This window comes from Salipiger sp., from assembly GCF_048261495.1.
In the GTDB taxonomy this organism is placed as follows: domain Bacteria; phylum Pseudomonadota; class Alphaproteobacteria; order Rhodobacterales; family Rhodobacteraceae; genus Salipiger.
Genome location: NZ_JBLXFX010000009.1, coordinates 1 through 18228, shown reverse-complemented (window position 1 = coordinate 18228; position 18228 = coordinate 1). Strand labels below are relative to the sequence as shown.

Here is an 18228-nt window from a genome sequence, read left to right as displayed (position 1 = left end):
GCCACCATTTCGGTGCGCCGCCCCCCCGATTCAACCGCGCTCAGACCGAGAGATAGGCATCGCGGATTTCGGGATGCGCCTCCAGCTCCGCGAAGGTGCCGTCGAACTTCTTCTCGCCGCCCTCGATGATGATCGCCCGGTCCGCCACGGCGCGGGCGAAATGCAGGTTCTGTTCCGAGATCATCACCGTCAGCCCCTCGGCCTTCAGGGTGAGGATGGTCTGCGCCATCTGCTCGACGATCACCGGGGCGATGCCTTCGGAGGGCTCGTCCAGCAACAGCAGGGTGGGGTTGCCCATCAGGGTCCGCGCGATGGTCAGCATCTGCTGTTCGCCGCCCGACATGTGCTTGCCCCGGTTCGCGCGCCGCTCGGACAGGTTGGGGAAGATCTCGAACAGCTGTTCCTGCGTCCAGTGCGGCGCGCCCTCGCGCCGGGGCTGGCGGCCGACCTCGAGGTTCTCGAGCACCGTGAGATCGGTAAAGATGCGCCTGTCTTCGGGCACGTAGCCGATTCCGGATTTGGCGACCCGAAAGGCCGGCTGGCCGACGAGGTCGCTGCCTTCGAAGACCACCGAACCGCTGCGCGGGCGGACAAGCTGCATCACCGTCTTCATCGTGGTGGATTTGCCCGCGCCGTTGCGCCCGAGCAGCGCGACGACCTCGCCCCGCGCGACGCCGAAGGACAGGTCCGACAGGATATGCGCCTTGCCGTAGTAGGAATGGACGTTGGCGACCTCAAGCATGGCTGGCCTCCTTGAAGAGCGTGCCGCCGCCCAGGTAGACTTCCTGCACCTGCGGGTTGTTGCGCACCTGCTCGGCGTTGCCGTCCGCGATCAGCTCTCCCCGGTTCAGCACCATGATGTGATGCGAATGGGCAAAGACCACGTCCATGTCGTGCTCGGTGAACAGCACGGACACCCCCTGATCGCGCACGATGTCGGCGACGAGCTGCATCAGTTCGACCCGCGCGGTGGGGGCCATGCCCGCCGTGGGTTCGTCCATCAGCAGCAGGCGCGGCCGGTGGCAGAGCGCGATGGCCAGTTCCAGCCGCTTGAGGTCGCCGTAGGCCAGGATCGAGCAGGGCCGGTCGGCCTGATCCTTCATCGACACGGTGTCGAGGAATTCGAACGCCTCCTCGCGGTAGAGCTTCCAGGCGCGGGGCAGCATGGAGAAGGTCCGGCGATGGTGGCTCATCAGCGCCATCTGGACGTTCTCGATCACCGTCATGGACTGATAGGTCCCGGTGATCTGGAAGGTCCGCCCGACGCCGCGCCGCCAGCTCTCGCGCGGTTTCAGGCCGGTGATGCGCTTGCCGTCGAGAAACACCTCCCCGGCGGTCGGCTTCAACTGCCCCATGAGCATGTTGAAACAGGTGGACTTGCCCGCCCCGTTGGGCCCGATCAGCGCCTTGAGTTCGCCCTGACGGACGCTGAACGACACGCCGTTGACGGCAAGGAAACCGTCGTAGCTTTTCCGGAGGTTCTCGACGCGGAGGATCTCGGTCATGCCTCTTCCTCCTTTTGGCGGATGCGGTTCCAGAAGCTGCGGAGCGAGCCGACGATGCCTTCGGGCGCGATGATGACCACCGCGATGATGACGAGGCCGAGCAGCAGGCGCCAGTATTCGAGCCGGGTCAGCCAGTCTTCGACCACGGTCATGAAGCCAGCGCCGACGACCCCGCCCGCGAGGGTTTTCACCCCGCCGAGGAAGACCACGATCAGCGCGTCGAAGCTTTCCCCGATTTCGAGCACTGTGGGAAAGACCGAGCCCTTGGAGAAGACGAAGATTCCGCCCGCGAGACCCGCCATGACGCCGGCGAGGGCGAAGGCGACATATTGCACGCGCTTGACGTCGATGCCGGTGGCCTCGGCCTGGCGCGGGCTGTCGCGGCCCGCGCGCAGGGCGTAGCCGAAGGGCGAATGGATGACGTGGCGCAGGAACAGGATGCCGCCGACCCCGAGCGCGAGGGTGAAGTAGTAATAGGGCGTCGTGCCGTTCAGCCAGTCGGCGGGCCAGATGTTGACCAGCCCGTCATCGCCCCGCGTGACCGCCCGCCACTGAAAGGCCAGCGACCAGACAAGCTGGGAAAAGGCCAGCGTCAGCATGGCGAAATAGACTCCGGTGAGGCGGATGCAGAACCAGCCGATCCCCAGCGCCAGCAGCCCGGCGGCGAGGGGGGCAAAGAGGAACGCCAGCTCCATCGGGGTGCCGGTGTGATAGACCAGCAGCGCGGCGGCATAGGCCCCGCCGCCGAAGAACGCGGCATGTCCGAAGCTGACGAGGCCGCCGGTCCCGAGGATGAAGTGCAGCGAGGCGGCGAAGAGGGCAAAGACGATCATGTCGATCAGCAGGATCAGCACGAAGCGGTCGGCAAGGAACGGCAGCAGCACCAGCAGGACCAGCAGCGCCGCGACCAGCGCCTGACCGATCGGCGGATAGGGCCGGATCGGCGTTTCCGGTGCGCCGACCTGACCGTGTTCGCCCGCCACCTCCTCGCGGCCCAGCAGGCCGTAGGGGCGCACGATCAGCACGATGGCCATGACGACGAACATCAGCACCAGCGTGGACTGCGGCAGGTAGGTGACGCCGAAGACGTTCAGCACCGAGATCAGCACCGCCGCGATGAAGGCGCCGGGCAGCGATCCCATGCCGCCGATCACCACGACGACGAACACGGCGCCGATGATGTTGAAATCCATCAGCAGATCCGCCCCGCCCTTGGGCAGTTGCAGCGCGCCGCCCCAGCCCGCCAGCGCCGAGCCGAGCGCGAAGACCCCGGTGAACAGCCAGGCCTGATTGACGCCGAGCGCGCCGACCATCTCGCGGTCCTGCGTCGCGGCGCGCACGAGGATTCCGAGCCGGGTGCGGGTGATGAGATACCACAGCGCGAACAGGATGAAGGGCGTGATGGCGATGAGCACGATGTCGTACTTGGGCACGGGTTCGCCGAAGATGCGCCAGACGCCGCGCAGGCCGGGCGCGCGCGGTCCGAGCTGATCCTCGGCCCCCCAGATCATAAGCGCGAGATCCTGGATGACCAGGATCACGCCGAAGGTGGCGACCAGCTGGAACAGTTCGGGTGCGCGGTAGATCGGGCGCAGCACGACGATTTCCACGATGGCGCCGATCAGCCCGACCGCAAGGCCGGTCAGCACGATGGCGCCCCAGAAGCCGACGGCCCCGGGCAGCACCTGCATCAGCGTGATGCCGATGAAGGCGCCGAGCATGTAGAACGAGCCGTGGGCGAAATTCACGATCCGGGTGACGCCGAAGATCAGCGACAGGCCGGACGCCACGAGGAACAGGGCAGCGGCATTGGCAAGTCCCGTGAGGAACTGGGCGAAGAAAAAGGCCATGTCGGTCAGGGATCCTTGGTGGCGTGGTGCGGGGTGCGCGTGCGGCGCGTCGGACGGGCAGGGCCCTCCCGGCGGTCACGCGGGTCGCCCCGTGAGTTGCGTGCGGAACAAGGGAAGACGGGGGCGCGGCGACCGGTGCCGCCGCGCCCTGCGGGCCTCATTCGGCCGGGCGCATCGCCTTGATTTCCTCGTCGGTGGGCATGTAGGGTGCCGGGTCCTTGTACTCCCAGTCGACCATGACGCCCTTACCGTCGTCGAGCGCCGTGGTGCCGACCCAGGCGCCGAGTGTCGACTGGTTGTCGATGGCGCGGTAGGTCAGTTCGCCGATCGGCGTGCCCTCGACCTTCAGATCCTCGAAGGCGGCGCGCAGCGATTCGGTGTCGGTGGCACCGGCCTTGTTGATCGCGGCGGCGATGCTCTGCGCGGTCATGTAGCCGACGAGCGAGCCGATCTTGGGCGTCTCCCCGGTGGCGTCCATGTAGGCATCGACAAAGGTCTTGCCGGGGGTGCCGTCCTCGAACCCGTACCAGGGGAAGCCGGTGACGAACCAGCCCTCGGGGGCCTCGTCGCCCAGCGGATCGAGGTATTCCGGTTCGCCGGTCAGCAGGCCGTAGACCGGGCGGCCGTCGAACAGGCCGCGGTCGCCGCCTTCGCGCACGAACTTGGCAAGGTCGGTTCCGAAGGTCACGTTGTAGATCGCGTCGGGCTTGGAGCGTTCCAGCGCCTGCACCTCGGCGCCGGCGTCGATGTTGAACAGGGCGGGCCACTGTTCGGCGACGAATTCCACCTCGGGCTTCAGGCGCTTGAGGTTTTCCTTGAAGGCCGCGACGGCATCCTGCCCGTAGGCATAGTTCGGCGCGATGGTGGCGTATTTCACCGCGTCGGACTTGGCGGCCTCCTCGGCCAGCATCGCCGCCTGAACCCAGGTCGAGGCGCGCAGGCGGAAGGTGTAGGGGTTGCCCGAGCCCCAGACCAGGCTGTCGGCCAGCGGTTCGGAGGCGAGGTAGAGGTATTTCTTCTCGGCCGCGAAGGAGGACAGCGCAAGGCCGACGTGGCTCAGGATGGTGCCGGTCAGCATCACGGTGCCGTCGCGGGTCATCAGTTCCTCGGCGATCTTCACCGCCTCGGCGGGGTCGCCCTGATCGTCGCGATAGACGAATTCCAGCGGCTTGCCGAGCACGCCGCCCGCGTCGTTGATCTGGCTCAGCGCCAGGTCGATGCCCTTCTTGTAGGGCTCGGCAAAGGCGGCCATGCGCTTGTAATGGTTGATCTCGCCGACCTTGATCGTGTCCTGTGCGAGGGCGGCGGCGGGCGCCAGGGCCAGCGCCGCGGCGGTGGCAAGCAGGGTGCGTCTCAGCAGATTCATGTCGTCTCACTCTCCTGTTGGATCTGCCCGCCGCATGGGGGGCAGGGATGGTCCGGTCTTGTGCCGGTTAGTCGTGATACACGAACGCGGGCGACGGGTCGGCCGCGAGGTCTTCGGTCCTCTCCAGTTCCAGAAGGTCGTTGATCCGCTTGCGATAGACAAGCGGTCCCTTGTCGATGGCGATGCGGATCGGGCGGCGCTTGGCGGGGCGCAGCTCTTCTTCCTGCACCGCTTCGAGGATCTCCTTGTCCTCGGCAAAGGCCTTGCGGAACATCGCATCCATGCGCTCGGCGGCCTCCGGGTCATCCTGCGCGGTGTTGCGGATGTGCATCCAGCGGTCGATGGTGTGGGTTTCGGTGACCGGCGTCATGAAATGCAGGGCAAAGATGCGCACGCCGTCGTTGCGATCCTCCTCGCGGCACTGCTTCTCGGTCTCGATGGAGCCGAAGTCGATCACCGCGGTGCAGGGGGTGTAGAGGTAGTAGTAATGCCAGCGGTCCACGTTGCCGGTGAAGCCGCCGAAGGCCTTGAAGAAGCCGATGGGCTCGCCGTCGCGGATCCAGCGCCAGGCGACGATGCAATCGCCTTCGGTCTTCACGTGGACCGGCACGTTTTCCGACGCCGCATTGCCGAGCGTGGTCGGGTGGACAAAGCTCACATGCGCCGGATCGACGAGGTTTTCCGCCACGTTGAGGTAGTTCGACTTGAGGTGCAGCGCGTCGCCGTGATGCATGGCCCAGTTCGGGTCGCCGAATTCCGGCATGTCGAAGACCGTTGCCGGGTCGGCCCTGGAAGCGTCGCCCATCCAGATCCACACGATGCCGTGCCGTTCGACGATGGGGTAGGCCTCGACATAGGCCGAGGCGGGCAGGTTGGTCTGGCCCGGCACCCGCACGCATTTGCCCGAGCAGTCGAAGGTCAGCCCGTGGTAGCCGCATTGCACGGTATCCCCGATGCGCTTGCCCTTGGAGAGGGGCAGCAGCCGGTGCGGGCAGCGGTCTTCCAGCGCGGCGACCGTGCCGTCGGATTTCCGGAACATCACGACATTGTCGCCGAGGATGGTGAACCGGCGCAGCGCGTCGTCGATTTCCGTCGACCAGCCGGCGACATACCAGGCGTTTCTTACGAACGTCGTCATGATTCAACTCCTTGCAAGGTTGCCGAAAGGATCGGGACCGGCGCGACGGGCCTGCGGGGACGGGGCGCCATCATCGCAGACCGTCCTCTCCGACGACATCTTCGTGCCGCAGACCGCCGACGCGGGGCAGGGGGCGCCCGGTGCATTGCAGCGCGACCGCCACCACGATCTCGCCCGCGCGGGGGGCATCGGGAATCTGCACCCGCATGCCGTCGAAATGCGAGCGCACATAGGCCGCGTCCTTGTGGCCGAGCGGCACGTCGATCACCGTGCCGGGGCCGCCCATCGCCTTGGACGAGGGCACCAGCGCGGCCCCGCCCCCCAGCACCGCGCGCAGCGGCGCCCCGAGCCCGGGGTGGAGCAGGGCGGCACCGTGTTCGAGTTCCCCGGCATCGCCGACAAGCGCGGCCTTGCCGTAGCCCTCGACCGCGGCGGGGTTGCCACCCAGCGCGGCCAGCGCCTCGCGGCCCAACAGATCGCCGAGGGTCGCGCCGGTGGTGATCAGGTCCGACAGGTCGTCGGCATAGTGCCCCGCGTGGGGATTGACGATCACCGCCGCGGCGAGAGCCCGGCGCGAGGCGGGCGCCACGTCGCGGCCCATCTCGCGGCGGGTCTCTTCGACCAGCGTGATGATCTTGCGCAGCTTCACCGCAAGCCGTCCTCGCCCTTGACGTCCTCGGCCCTGAGGCCGCCGACGCGGGCATGGATGCGCGGGCCGGTGGTCATGACCAGCACCAGAAGCAGTTCGTCCGGCTTCGGCGCGTCGGAAATCCCCACCTCCATCGCGTCGAAATGCGACCGCACGTAGCAGGCGTTGGTGTGGGTCACGGGCACGTCGAGCCGCGCGCCGACCGCGCCGACCTTCTTGGTCGAGGGCACGATGGCCATGCTTTCGGCGATCTTGTTGCGCATGGCGTAGCCGCCGGGCACATGCCAGAGCGCGCCGTGCTCCAGCTCTCCGTTGACGCCGACGATGGCGCCCTTGCCGTAGCCCTGGACGATGGCGGGATCGCCGCCGAGCGCGTCGATCGCCTGCTGGGCCATCTCGATGCCGAGCGGTTCGAGATCCTTCATGAAGCCCTGGATGTCCTCGACATAGCGGCCGGCAAAGGGATTCTCGATCACCACCATCGCCGCCGCGCGGCGTTGCGGCTCGTCCGGGACGGGGCCGCCCTCGTGGTAGATGGTTTCCACCAGAACGGCGGTCTTGCGGATCCTGATCTCAGGCATGGGTCAACTCCTCCCTCGTGACGGTCTCTCCGATCATGCGCCGCTGGCCCGCAAGTGCAAGGCAGGCGGCGCGGATCAGCCCGCGGTCCGCGAACTCCCGCGCTGCCGTCAGGCCGCGGTCGAGCGCCTCGGCAACCTCTGCCGCGGAAAGCGGTCCGACGCCGGTGGTCACCGGCCGGTCGCCGAGGTCGCTGTCGGGGGCCAGGTCGCGGGCGGGGGCGCGCCGGATCGCCGGATGACCGGGCAGGTCGACCGCATTGGCGATGAGCGTCGCCGCCGCATCCGCCTGCGCCGCGTTCCCGGCCAGGACCGTGACCGCATCCGCGATGCCCAGCGAGTGCGAGCGCCCGCGCCAGCCCGAGGTCGCGACCCCGCCGATGCCGTCGTCGGGCCCGATGGCCACGCGGGCGCCGGGCGCGCGGGTCACCGGGTCTTCGCAGATCGCCAGTTTCAGCGGCGTGCCGCGGGTCCAGAGCGCGATATCCCCGCCGTTGTTGACATGGGCCCGCGCAAGATCGTGGCCCGGCGTCAGCATTGCCGCCAGAACGTGATCGGCGACGGAGCCCGCGACGGAGGCCATCGGCGTCACGAAGAGCGGGGCAAAGGGGGCGGTGGCGCCGTGCATCCGCCGGGCCACAGCCCCGTCCGGCGCAGGGCCGGTGGCGCGGCGCAGGCGGGCAAGCTCGGCGCAGAGATCGTGCAGGACCGGCTCGAAGGCCTCGTGCGCGCGGCGCAGGGCGCGGCGGACCGCCTGCGCCTCGCCCTCGGCGGTCACGATCAGGTCGATGGGGCCGTGCAGCATCCGCAACCGGCCGTCGCGGTCTTCCTGTACGACGGGGCCTTCGCGAAAGCTCATTCCGGGCGCTCCCGGTTCACCGGCCAGGGCGCACCCTTCTTGCGGTTCTCGGAGCGGCGGCCGGACAGGCGGTGATCGCTCTGCCGCCCGGTGAGGCCCTTCAGCGCGTCCTCGAGAGGCATGACATAGTCCATGTGACCGCCGAGCGCCGCGTAATCCGCCGCCGCCATGGTGAATTCGATCGGCGCGACGAGGGCGGGGGTGGGCACGTAGCCGAAGGCGTTCCGGGGCATCTGCGTCACGTCCGCCATGAAGGTGATACCGCCGCCGGGCCACATCATCACCGGCGCGCCGCCGCAGGTGACGCGGGTCAGGCGGGATTGCACCGAGCGGGTCAGCGACACCGGGTTTTCGGTGACGCCCGAGCGCAGGGAGCCCCCCGCACCCGCCATGAAGAGGACCGATGCGAGGGAGGGTTCGCAGTTCTCTTCGATGCGGCGGACGGAGGGAAGAAGACGCTCGGGCATCTCCTGCCGCACGGGGACCAGATCCTCGGACAGCTCGTAGTAGGCGGCGTGTTCGCCGGTGGTCGACACCATCAGCAGCGACAGGCCGGGGCGGGCCTGGCCGGGCTTCCACGTGTCGAGGATCGTCAGCGGGTCCGACAGGTTCGTGCCGCCCCAGCCGGTGCCCGGCTCGGCGACCTGGAAGTAGCGCCCGGGGGTCGAGCGGCGGCCCTTGATGCGGATGCCGGTCTGCGGCCAGCCGATGACCTTGCCCGCCTGGTGTTCTGACATGACGCCGGTGATGTGGTCGTCGACCACCACCACCTCGTCGACCAGCCCCTGCCACTGGGCCGCGAACATGCCCACGGTGGCCGATCCGCAGCCGACGCGCATCCGCTCCTCGCGCTGCCCGTTCACCACGGGCGCCTGACCGGCGGCGATCTCGAGGTCCGCGCCGCCGTCGATGGTCAGCGCGACCCGTTCGCCGTTGCAGAGCGCCAGCAGGGTGGCGCAGGTGACGCGGCCCTCCTTCTTGGAGCCGCCGGTGAGGTGGTGGACCCCGCCCAGCGACAGCATCTGCGAGCCGTATTCCGATGTGGTGACATGGCCGACCACTTCGCCCTCGGCGCGGATTTCGGCGCGTTCGGTGCCGAGATGGCGGTCGGTGTCGATCTTCACCTTGGCGCCGCAGTAGGAAAAGATCCCCTCGGTCACCACGGTGATCATGTCGGCATCGCGCGCCTTGCTGGCGACGATGAAGGGGGCGGGCTTGTAATCGGGATAGGTGGTGCCCGATCCGACCGCGGTGATGAAGGTCTCTTCCCCCGAAACCAGGTCGCCGTCCCATTCGCGGTCGAGGAAGGGCACGACCGGCACATCCTCGCGGTTTTCCAGAATGGTGAGCGGATCGAGGCGGACCAGCTCTCCGCCCTCGTTGGCGTAGCGGTCGCAGGCCCCGGCACGGCCCTCGGCGATGTAGCACATCACGGGGCAGGCATCGCAGCGGATCTTTTCCGGCCGCTCTGCCGGATCTCGCCTCGTGGTGGTTTCGCTCGCCGTCACGCCGCTGGCTCCCGCTTGTTGGGACAATTCGTTTGTATACGAACGCATGTGAGTCGCGTTCCTGTCAAGGATTCACGTGTGTCGGAGCGGTCGGGGGCCGTCGGGGGCCGCGTTTTTCATCATTTCCGCGATTCCGCCCGAACCGTGCTATCAAGCGCATTGACAGAGGTCTTTTCCCGCTCCTAGGCTTGACGCAACTTCGTTTGCATACGAATGAAAAGACACAAGCCGGAGATCGCCATGTCGCTGCATCGCCCCGAATCGCTGGAAGACGCCCTGGCGCTTCTGGAACGAGGTGCGACGGTGCTCGCAGGGGGGACGGACGTGTTTCCGGCCCTGCGCGACGCACCGGCGCGGGGCGACATGGTGGATGTGACCGCCATTCCCGGCCTGCGCGGCATCGCCCGGATCGGCGACGGCTGGCAGATCGGCGCGGCGACGACCTGGACCGACATCGTGCGGGCGGAACTGCCGCCGTTGTTCGACGGTCTCAAGGCCGCCGCGCGCGAGGTCGGATCGGTGCAGATCCAGAATGCCGGGACCGTGGCGGGGAACCTCTGCAACGCCTCTCCGGCGGCGGACGGGCTGCCGCCTCTCCTGGCGCTGGGTGCCGAGGTGGTGCTCCACGGGCCGGTGGGGCGGCGGGTGCTGCCGCTGGCCGAGTTCGTCACCGGCGTGCGGCGTACCGCGCTGGAACCGGCCGAAATCGTGGTCGCGCTGCATGTGCCGGACGGGCCGGGGCGCGGCGTGTTCCTGAAGCTCGGGGCGCGGCGCTACCTCGTCATTTCCATCGCCATGGTCGCCGTGGTGGTCGAGGCCGAGGCGGGCCGCATCCGCCGCGCGGCGCTGGCGGTCGGGGCCTGCTCTGCGGTCGCGCGCCGTCTGCCCGGCCTCGAAGCCGCGCTGACGGGCGCCGCGGCCGCCGAGGTGGCTGCCATCGTCGCCGCGACCGACCTGCCCGAGCTTGCGCCGATCGACGACGTGCGCGCCTCGGCCGGCTACCGGCTCGACGCCGCGCGGACGCTGCTGAGCCGCGCCATTCTCACCGCGATGGAGGTGCCCCATGTCGCTTGATGCGCCCGCCGGCGACATCGGCTTTGTCCTGAACGGAGACGCGCTGACCGTGCCTGCCTCTCCGACCGCGCGCCTTTCCGACGTGCTGCGCGAGGCGGCGGGGGCGCGCGACGTGAAGGTCGGCTGCAACGCCGGAGATTGCGGCGCCTGCACCGTGCTGATCGACGGCGCGCCGGTCTGCGCCTGCCTGACGGCGGCGGGACAGGCGCAGGGCCGCGAGGTGGAAACCCAGGCCGGGCTGGTGGCGCGCGACGCCACGGCGGAGAGGCTGGCGCATGCCTTTCAGCGCCACCAGGCCGCGCAATGCGGGATCTGCACGCCGGGGATGATGGTCTCGGCCGTGGCGCTGCTGCGCTCGGGCGCGGCGCTGACCGAGGATTCGGTCGCGGACGCGCTGGGCGGCGTGCTCTGCCGCTGCACCGGCTATCGCAAGATCATCGCCGCCGTGCTCGACGTGGCGGGCAAAGATGCGGCGGGCGAAGATGCGGGGACGGGCGACGGAGTCGGGGCGCCGATCCCGCGCCTCGACGGCTGGGCCAAGGTCAGCGGCACCGAGCGGTTCGGCGATGATGTCGCGCCGTCCGAGGCGCTTCTGTGCCGGGTGATCCGCTCGCCGCATCACCGCGCCACCTTCCTGTTCGGGGATCTCGAAGCCTTCCGCGCGGATAACGGGCTTGCGTTGATCCTCACGGCGGCGGACGTGCCCGGCCGCAACTGTTACGGCGTCATTCCGGGGTTCGAGGATCAGCCGCTCTATGCCGAGGCCGAAACCCGCTTTCGCGGCGAACCCGTCGCGGCGGTGATCGGCACGGCCGAGGCGTTGGACGCCATGCCGGCCTTCCCGGTCGACTGGGTCGAGATGCCCTCGGTCCTCACCCCCGAAGGGGCGGACAGCGCCGCGCTGCTGCACGACACCCGCGCCGGGAATGTCATGAGCCGCGGCCGCGTGGCGCGCGGCGATGCCGGGGCGGGACTGGCCCGCGCGGCGCATGTGGTGTCTGGCGCGTTTTCCACCGGGTTCATCGAACACGCCTATATCGAGCCCGAAGCCGCCAGCGCCCGCCGCGTCGGCGACCGGATCGAGGTGCAGTGCTGCACGCAGGCACCCTACATGAACCGCGACGGCCTTGCCGGGCTGCTCGGCCTCGCGCCCGACCGGGTGCGCATCCTGCCGACGGCCACGGGCGGGGGCTTCGGCTCCAAGCTCGACCTCAACGCCCAGCCGCACGTGGCGCTGGCGGCCTGGCTGCTGGGGCAGCCGGTGCGCATCGCCTACAGCCGCACCGAGAGCATCGCCTCGTCGACCAAGCGCCACCCCTCGCAGATCCGCATGGAGATCGGCGCGGATGCGGACGGCAAGCTGACCGCGATGCGTTTTGACGGCGTGTTCAACACCGGCGCCTATGCGAGCTGGGGCCCGACCGTGGCGACGCGCGTGCCGATCCACGCCTCCGGCCCCTACGTGGTGCCCGATTACGAGGCGAAGAGCGCCGGCATCCACACCAACACCGCTCCCTCCGGGGCCTTCCGGGGCTTCGGCGTGCCGCAATCCGCCGTGGCGCAGGAGCAGCTCTTCGACATGCTGGCCGAAAAGCTGGGGATGGACCGGCTGGACTTCCGCCGGCGCAACGTGCTGAGGAACGGCGATGCCACGGTCTGCGGGCAGGTGTTCGACAGCGGCATGGGCATCGACGCCTGTTTCGACGCGCTGACGCCGCATTGGGATGCGGCGCTGGCCGGGGCTGCCGCGTTCAACGCCCGCTCCACCACCCGCAAGCGCGGGGTCGGCGTGGCCGGGGGCTGGTACGGCTGCGGCAACACCGCCATGGCCAATCCCTCGACCATCCGCGCCGGGATCACGCCCGGCGGCGTGCTGAAGCTGCACCAGGGCGCGGTGGACATCGGGCAGGGGTCCAACACCGTGATCGCACAGATCTTCGCGCAGGCCCTCGGGGTGCCGGTTTCCGCCGTGGAGCTGGTCGGCGCGGACACCGACGTGACCCCCGACGCGGGCAAGACCTCGGCCAGCCGCCAGACCTTCATCTCCGGCAATGCCGCGCGGCTCTGCGGCCAGGCGCTGCGCGCGAAGATCCTGCGCCTTGCCAATGTCGGCGACGGCGCGACCCTCACCCTCGGCGCGGGCGAGATCGTTCTGACCGACAAGGGCATCGAACGGCGCATCCCGCTGTCCGGCGAAGGCTATGCCATCGAGGCCGTCGAAAGCTACGACCCGCCGACGAAGCCGCTCGACGAGAACGGGCAGGGCAGCCCCTATGCCATCTTCGGCACCGCCGCGCAGATGTGCGAGGTCGAGGTGGACATGGATCTCGGCACCGTGAAGCTGCTGCGCTTCGTCGCCGCCCACGACGTCGGCAAGGCGATCAACCCGCTGCTGGTCGAAGGCCAGATCGAAGGCGGCATCGCGCAGGGCATCGGCCTGGCGCTGATGGAGGAATTCCTTCCCGGCCGCACCGAGAACCTGCACGACTACCTGATCCCCACCATCGGCGACGTGCCCCCGATCGAAAGCCTCATCATCGAAAGCGGCGATCCCCACGGGCCCTACGGCGCCAAGGGGCTGGGGGAACACTGCCTGATCCCCACCGCGCCCGCGATCCTGAACGCCATCGCCCATGCCTCGGGCGTGCGCATCCACCATCTGCCCGCCACCCCCGACCGGGTGCGGGCCGCGATCCTGTCGAGGACCGAATGACCCAGGAGCTCACCGGCCGTTTCGCCGGCATCGACGTGGGCGGCACCTTTACCGACCTCGTCTTCTACGACAGCCGCGCCGGCGCGGTGAAACTCGCCAAGGTGCCGACGACGCTCGACAACCAGGCGCACGGGGTGCTGGCGGCGCTGGACGCGGCCGGGGTGGATGCCGCCGCGCTCGACCTCATCGTGCACGGCACCACGACCACCACCAACGCGGTGCTGGAACGCAGGCTCTGCAAGACCGGCCTCGTCACCACCTCGGGCTTCCGCGACGTGCTCGAGCTCGGCCGCCGCACCCGACCCCGCGCCTACGGCATGAAGGGGCAGTTCCGCCCGCTGATCCCCCGCGACCTGCGGCTCGAAGTGCCCGAGCGGATGCTGGCCGACGGGTCCGAGCACCTGCCGCTCGACGAAGACGCCCTGCGCGCGGCGCTGGCGCAGCTTGCCGAGGCGGGTTGCGAGGCGCTGGTGATCCATTTCCTGCACGCCTATGCCAACCCCGCCCACGAACTGCGCGCCGGAGAGATCGCGCGCGAGGTCTGGCCCAACGGCAACATCACCCTCGGCCACGCGCTGCTCTCCGAAAGCCGCGAATTCGAACGCGGCGTGACGGCGGCGGTCAATGCCAGCGTGCAGCCGCTTCTGCGCCGCTACGTCGAGCGGCTTGCCGACAAGCTTGCCGAACGCGGCTACACCCGCGACCTGCTGGTGATGAACGGCAACGGCGGCATGGTCTCGGCCCGCATCGTCGCCGAGGAGGCCGCCAAGACCGTGATGTCCGGCCCGGCCTCCGGGGTCATGGCCGCCGCCTACACGGGGCGGCGCGCGGGCATCCCGGACCTGCTGACCTACGACATGGGCGGCACCTCGACCGACGTGGCGATGATCCGCGGCGCCGATCCGGCCGTCTCCCACGAGATCGAGATCGAATATGCCATGCCGATCCACGTCCCCATGGTCGACGTGCGCACCGTGGGGGCGGGCGGCGGCTCCATCGCGCGGGTCGACGTGGCCGGGCTGCTCCAGGTCGGACCGGACAGCGCGGGCGCCACGCCGGGGCCGATCTGCTACGGCAAGGGCGGCACCCGGCCGACGATCTCGGATGCCAACATGCTGTTGGGGCGGATGAACCCCGATCGGCTCAACACCGGGGCGGGGGGCGTCTCGCTCGCCACGATCGAGGCCGCGTTCCGCGACACGCTCGGGGACCGGCTCGGCCTTTCCGCCGAAGAGGCGGCCTCGGCCGTGCTGCGCATCGCCAATGCCAGGATGGCCGACGCGGTGCGCATGGTGTCGATCTCGCTGGGCGAGGACCCGCGCGATTTCGCGCTCTTCGCCTTCGGCGGGGCCGGGCCGCTGCACGCCTGCGCCATCGCCCGCGAACTCGGCGTGCCCCGCGTGCTGGTGCCCGCGCGCCCCGGCATCACCAACGCGCTCGGCTGCATCGTCGCGGATCTGCGCCACGACTACGTGCAGACGGTGAACCGCCCGCTCGACGCCTGCGACATGGACGAGGTGCACGCCGCCTTCGCCACCCAGATCGCCGACGGCAAGGCCGCCATCGGCCGCGAGCGCGTCGACATCGCCGAGACCCGGGTGCTGCATTCGGTGGACATGCAGTTCATCGGCCAGACCCACCTGCTGCGCGTGCCGCTGCCGGGGCCGGCGCCCACCCGCGACGACCTGCGCCAGCGCTTCGAAGAGGCCTATTTCCGCCGCTTCCAGGTCAGCCTGCCCGAAATCCGGCCCGCCCTCGTCAACGTCAACACCTCGGTGATCGGCCGCCGCCCGGAGGTCGACCTCTCGGCCCTGATCGACGCCGCCGGGCGCAAGGCCACCCTGGCCGAGGCGCAGACCGGCACCCGCCGCGTCTGGTTCGACGGCTGGTCCGACGTGCCGGTCTACTGGCGCGATCACCTGCCGCTCCCGGCCGCCATTTCCGGTCCCGCCATCGTCGAACAGATGGACTGCACGCTGGTGCTGGACCCCGGCGACACCGCCACCCAGGACGCCGACGGCAACATCATCGTGACCGTGGGGGGGCCGGCATGACCCTCCCGCCTTCTTCTTGTTGCAAATACGCCCGCCGGAGGCGGTCCCGCCGCCTGCCGTCCCGCGTCACCGCCGGAGCATCGCGATGACCATAGACCCGATCACCCTCACCGTCATCCAGTCCGGCCTGCAGCAGGTCTGCGACGAGATGGACCTCTCCTTTTCCCGCGCCGCCTTTTCCCCGGTGATTGCCGAGGCCAACGACCGCTCCGACGGCATCTATTCGGCCACCGACGGCGCGCTGATCGCGCAGGGCTCGCAGGGGCTGCCGGTCTTCGTCGGCGTGATGCAGTATTCCACCGCCAAGATCATCGAGATGATCGGGCAGGGCCGCATCCTGCCCCCGGAAGAGGGCGACATCTACATCGTCAACGATCCCTACCTCGGCGGCACGCACCTGATGGACGTGCGCTTTGCCATGCCGGTGTATCGCAATGGCGAAATCTTCTGCTGGCTCAGCAACACCGGCCATTGGCCCGATACCGGGGGCGCGGTGCCCGGCGGCTTCTCGGCCTCGGCCACGGCGGTCGAACAGGAGGGGCTGCGCCTGCCGCCCGTCAAGCTCTTCAAGAAGGGCGCGATGGACCCCGAGATCTACGCCATCATCTGCTCCAACATCCGCGTCGCCGACCAGCGCATCGGCGACGTCAAGGCCCAGGCCGCCGCGCTCTATGTCGGGCAGAGCCGCCTGTTCCGCCTGCTGGACCGCTACGGAGACGACGTCGTGCAGGCGGCCATCGCCGAACTGCGTCACCGCGCCGCCACCCAGATGCGCGCCAACGTCGCGCTGATCCCGCCGGGGGAATACCGCGCCTCGGCCTTCATCGACAGCGACGGGGTGGTGAACGAACCGCTCGAGATCGCGCTGAAGATCACCGCCGACGGCGCGGGTCTGACCTTCGACTTCTCCGGCTCCTCGGCGCCCTGCGCCGGGCCGATGAACTCGGTCCTCGCGACGACGCACAGCTCGGTCTACCTCGCCATGCGGCACATCTTTCCCGACGTGCCGATCAGCGCCGGCGCCTTCGAGCCGCTGACCATCCTGCGCCCGACCGGGACCTTCCTCGATGCGCAGTACCCGCGCCCGGTGTCGGGCTGCGCGGCCGAGGTCTCCCAGCGCATCGCGGAGGCGGTCTTTGCCGCGCTGGTCGAGGCTCTGCCCGACCGCGTCACCGCCGCGCCCGCCGGATCGTCGGGCAACTTTGCTTTGGGCGGCGAGGTGCCGGACGAGGGGCGCTCCTACGTCATGTACCAGATCTCGGGCGGCGGCTACGGCGGCTACGCGGGGGGCGACGGCATCTCCAACGGCTGCTCGACCATCGGAATCTCCAAGGCGCCGCCGGTCGAGATCATGGAGCAGCAGTTCCCGGTGCTCTACCACCGCTACGCCCTGCACGAGGGCTCGGGTGGGGCGGGCGAACACCGCGGCGGCTTCGGGCTCGACTACGAGGTCGAGATCCGCAAGGGCACGGCGCGCGCGAGCTTCGTCATGGATCACGGCCGCTTCGGCCCGCAGGGCGCGCTCGGAGGCGGCGACGGCGGCGTGAACCGGGTCGAGGTCAAGCGGAACGGCGAGACCTTCGTCCCCGAGCACCTCTCCAAGGCTCAGGACATCAGCCTTACCGCCGGAGATCGCGTGCGCGTCCGCACACCCGGCGGCGGCGGCTACGGCAACCCGGCAAACCGCGACCCGGCGCTGGTGGCCGAGGACGTTCGGCTCGGCCGCTACACGGCGGAGGAGGCGGAGCGGTTGTTCGGCGAGGGGTGAGTGTGTGGTCTCGCCTCGCTGAGGAGCGCGCGTCCCTTGCGCAAGCTTGAACGGAAAGCCGACCTGATAGAAGCTTGTCCCGGAAGGGGTGTTGCTGGGAGCGTTTGACTTGACGGGACGAGACAACATTTACCGCGAATTCAGGAACGAGAACGGTGAAGGAGACGCGCCTTACCTCGCTTGGATGGCAGAGCATCCCGAGGGCTTCGTGTTGCAGACAAGGAAGAAGCCCGATCCCGGTTACATGATCTTCCACTCGGCGCGATGCAAAAGCATTCGTCCGCCGACGAGATCAAACAAACCTTCTCCCTTCACCGCAGAAGGGTTCATCAAGATATGTTCGGAGGAAATTGGCGACTTGCTGGACTTCGCGAGGGCGCATGGCTTCAATGACGAACCTGTGCAACGGAACTGCTGCAAGCGATTCTTTGATCCGATGATGTTCCTTGATTCAGCGGTCTTGGCTGAAGTCACTGGCCCAAGACCCAGATCTTTGCTTTTTGATCTATCAATGAAAGCCAAGATAGCTGGTCGCGAGTGCCCCGATGTGATCGAGGAACGCAGGCGCACATATCAGAGAAGCGAAGAGGTTGCGTCTTACGCGAAAGCCGCGGCAGAAGGCAAATGCGTGGTCTGTGACGAGCCGGTGCCGCAGGATCTGGACCCCATGCAGTTTCTCGATTGCCACCACATCATATTCCTGCGCGACAGCGGGCCGGACACCCGTGAAAACGTCGTGGGTGTCTGTCCCAACTGTCACCGGAGATTGCATGTCTCGCCGGATGACCAACTGGTTGGCCGTCTTCTCCGGACTGCCAAAGAGCGCGCAGCGGAGTTGGATCGCCAGGACTGAGTTTGTGCCGGCGACTCATTTGTCGAGCAAGTGGCGCATGCCGCTTGCCTTATACGGGGCGCTGCTCCTTGTGGCGCCTTCAGGGCTGACGGCCATGCCGGAGCAATTCCAGAGGGGACGTCCCTCACCCCATCCGCTCGCTCGCATAGCTGCCGGGCGATGCCGGGAAGACCACCGTTTTGTTCCCGTTGAGGAACACCCGCCGGTGGATATGCGCGTGGATGGCACGGGCCAGGACCTGCGCTTCGACGTCGCGGCCCAGCGAGACGTAGTCCTCGGGCGATTGCGCATGCGTCACGCGGACGGTGTCCTG

The 18228-nt window shown here is 68.8% G+C and carries 14 protein-coding genes and 1 pseudogene; 5 read left to right on the top strand and 10 right to left on the bottom strand.

What is annotated here, in order from left to right; all coding sequences use genetic code 11:
* Nucleotides 1-40: 40 nt before the first annotated feature.
* The 9 genes from ACN0RJ_RS17430 to ACN0RJ_RS17390 all read right to left on the bottom strand — a co-directional run bounded on the left by ACN0RJ_RS17430 (nucleotide 41) and on the right by ACN0RJ_RS17390 (nucleotide 9375).
* Nucleotides 41-742, bottom strand: a complete 702-nt coding sequence (locus ACN0RJ_RS17430; protein ID WP_417725049.1) for an ABC transporter ATP-binding protein — start codon at nucleotides 740-742, stop codon at nucleotides 41-43.
* A complete protein-coding gene (locus ACN0RJ_RS17425; protein ID WP_417725048.1) occupies nucleotides 735-1505 on the bottom strand; it encodes an ABC transporter ATP-binding protein in 771 nt (256 codons plus the stop codon). The genes ACN0RJ_RS17430 and ACN0RJ_RS17425 overlap by 8 nt, the downstream gene beginning before the upstream one ends.
* A complete protein-coding gene (locus ACN0RJ_RS17420) occupies nucleotides 1502-3355 on the bottom strand; it encodes an ABC transporter permease (RefSeq protein WP_417725047.1) in 1854 nt (617 codons plus the stop codon). The genes ACN0RJ_RS17425 and ACN0RJ_RS17420 overlap by 4 nt, the downstream gene beginning before the upstream one ends.
* 157 nt (nucleotides 3356-3512) lie before the next feature.
* Complete coding sequence (locus tag ACN0RJ_RS17415; RefSeq protein ID WP_417721507.1) at nucleotides 3513-4721, bottom strand: ABC transporter substrate-binding protein; 1209 nt, start codon at nucleotides 4719-4721, stop codon at nucleotides 3513-3515.
* A 67-nt stretch (nucleotides 4722-4788) separates the two neighbouring features.
* Nucleotides 4789-5859 (bottom strand): Rieske 2Fe-2S domain-containing protein, encoded by a 1071-nt coding sequence (locus ACN0RJ_RS17410; protein ID WP_417725046.1) that lies wholly within the window; start codon nucleotides 5857-5859, stop codon nucleotides 4789-4791.
* 70 nt (nucleotides 5860-5929) lie between these two features.
* A complete protein-coding gene (locus ACN0RJ_RS17405; RefSeq protein WP_417725045.1) occupies nucleotides 5930-6508 on the bottom strand; it encodes an amino acid synthesis family protein in 579 nt (192 codons plus the stop codon).
* On the bottom strand, nucleotides 6505-7089 hold the full coding sequence (locus tag ACN0RJ_RS17400) for an amino acid synthesis family protein (RefSeq protein ID WP_417721510.1): 585 nt from the start codon (nucleotides 7087-7089) through the stop codon (nucleotides 6505-6507). The genes ACN0RJ_RS17405 and ACN0RJ_RS17400 overlap by 4 nt, the downstream gene beginning before the upstream one ends.
* Nucleotides 7082-7945 (bottom strand): UPF0280 family protein, encoded by an 864-nt coding sequence (locus tag ACN0RJ_RS17395; RefSeq protein WP_417725044.1) that lies wholly within the window; start codon nucleotides 7943-7945, stop codon nucleotides 7082-7084. The genes ACN0RJ_RS17400 and ACN0RJ_RS17395 overlap by 8 nt, the downstream gene beginning before the upstream one ends.
* Nucleotides 7942-9375: a 6-hydroxynicotinate reductase gene (locus tag ACN0RJ_RS17390; RefSeq protein WP_417725100.1), complete on the bottom strand. Its 1434-nt coding sequence runs from the start codon at nucleotides 9373-9375 to the stop codon at nucleotides 7942-7944. Before ACN0RJ_RS17390 ends, ACN0RJ_RS17395 begins: the two co-directional genes overlap by 4 nt.
* Before the next feature lie 318 nt (nucleotides 9376-9693).
* Here ACN0RJ_RS17390 and ACN0RJ_RS17385 point away from each other — a divergent pair, with 318 nt between their 5' ends.
* The 5 genes from ACN0RJ_RS17385 to ACN0RJ_RS17365 all read left to right on the top strand — a co-directional run bounded on the left by ACN0RJ_RS17385 (nucleotide 9694) and on the right by ACN0RJ_RS17365 (nucleotide 17915).
* A complete protein-coding gene (locus tag ACN0RJ_RS17385; protein ID WP_417725099.1) occupies nucleotides 9694-10527 on the top strand; it encodes an FAD binding domain-containing protein in 834 nt (277 codons plus the stop codon).
* Complete coding sequence (locus ACN0RJ_RS17380) at nucleotides 10517-13240, top strand: molybdopterin-dependent oxidoreductase (protein WP_417725043.1); 2724 nt, start codon at nucleotides 10517-10519, stop codon at nucleotides 13238-13240. Before ACN0RJ_RS17385 ends, ACN0RJ_RS17380 begins: the two co-directional genes overlap by 11 nt.
* A complete protein-coding gene (locus tag ACN0RJ_RS17375; protein WP_417725042.1) occupies nucleotides 13237-15294 on the top strand; it encodes a hydantoinase/oxoprolinase family protein in 2058 nt (685 codons plus the stop codon). The genes ACN0RJ_RS17380 and ACN0RJ_RS17375 overlap by 4 nt, the downstream gene beginning before the upstream one ends.
* Nucleotides 15295-15379: 85 nt before the next feature.
* A complete protein-coding gene (locus ACN0RJ_RS17370; protein WP_417725041.1) occupies nucleotides 15380-17062 on the top strand; it encodes a hydantoinase B/oxoprolinase family protein in 1683 nt (560 codons plus the stop codon).
* Nucleotides 17063-17171: 109 nt separating this feature from the next.
* The gene (locus ACN0RJ_RS17365; RefSeq protein ID WP_417725040.1) at nucleotides 17172-17915 is read left to right on the top strand and encodes an HNH endonuclease; all 744 of its coding nucleotides are present in this window, start codon (nucleotides 17172-17174) and stop codon (nucleotides 17913-17915) included.
* A gap of 124 nt (nucleotides 17916-18039) precedes the next feature.
* On the opposite strand, the pseudogene purU reads toward ACN0RJ_RS17365, so the two are convergent.
* Nucleotides 18040-18228, bottom strand: a pseudogene (gene purU / locus ACN0RJ_RS17360) (formyltetrahydrofolate deformylase); the annotation flags it as partial.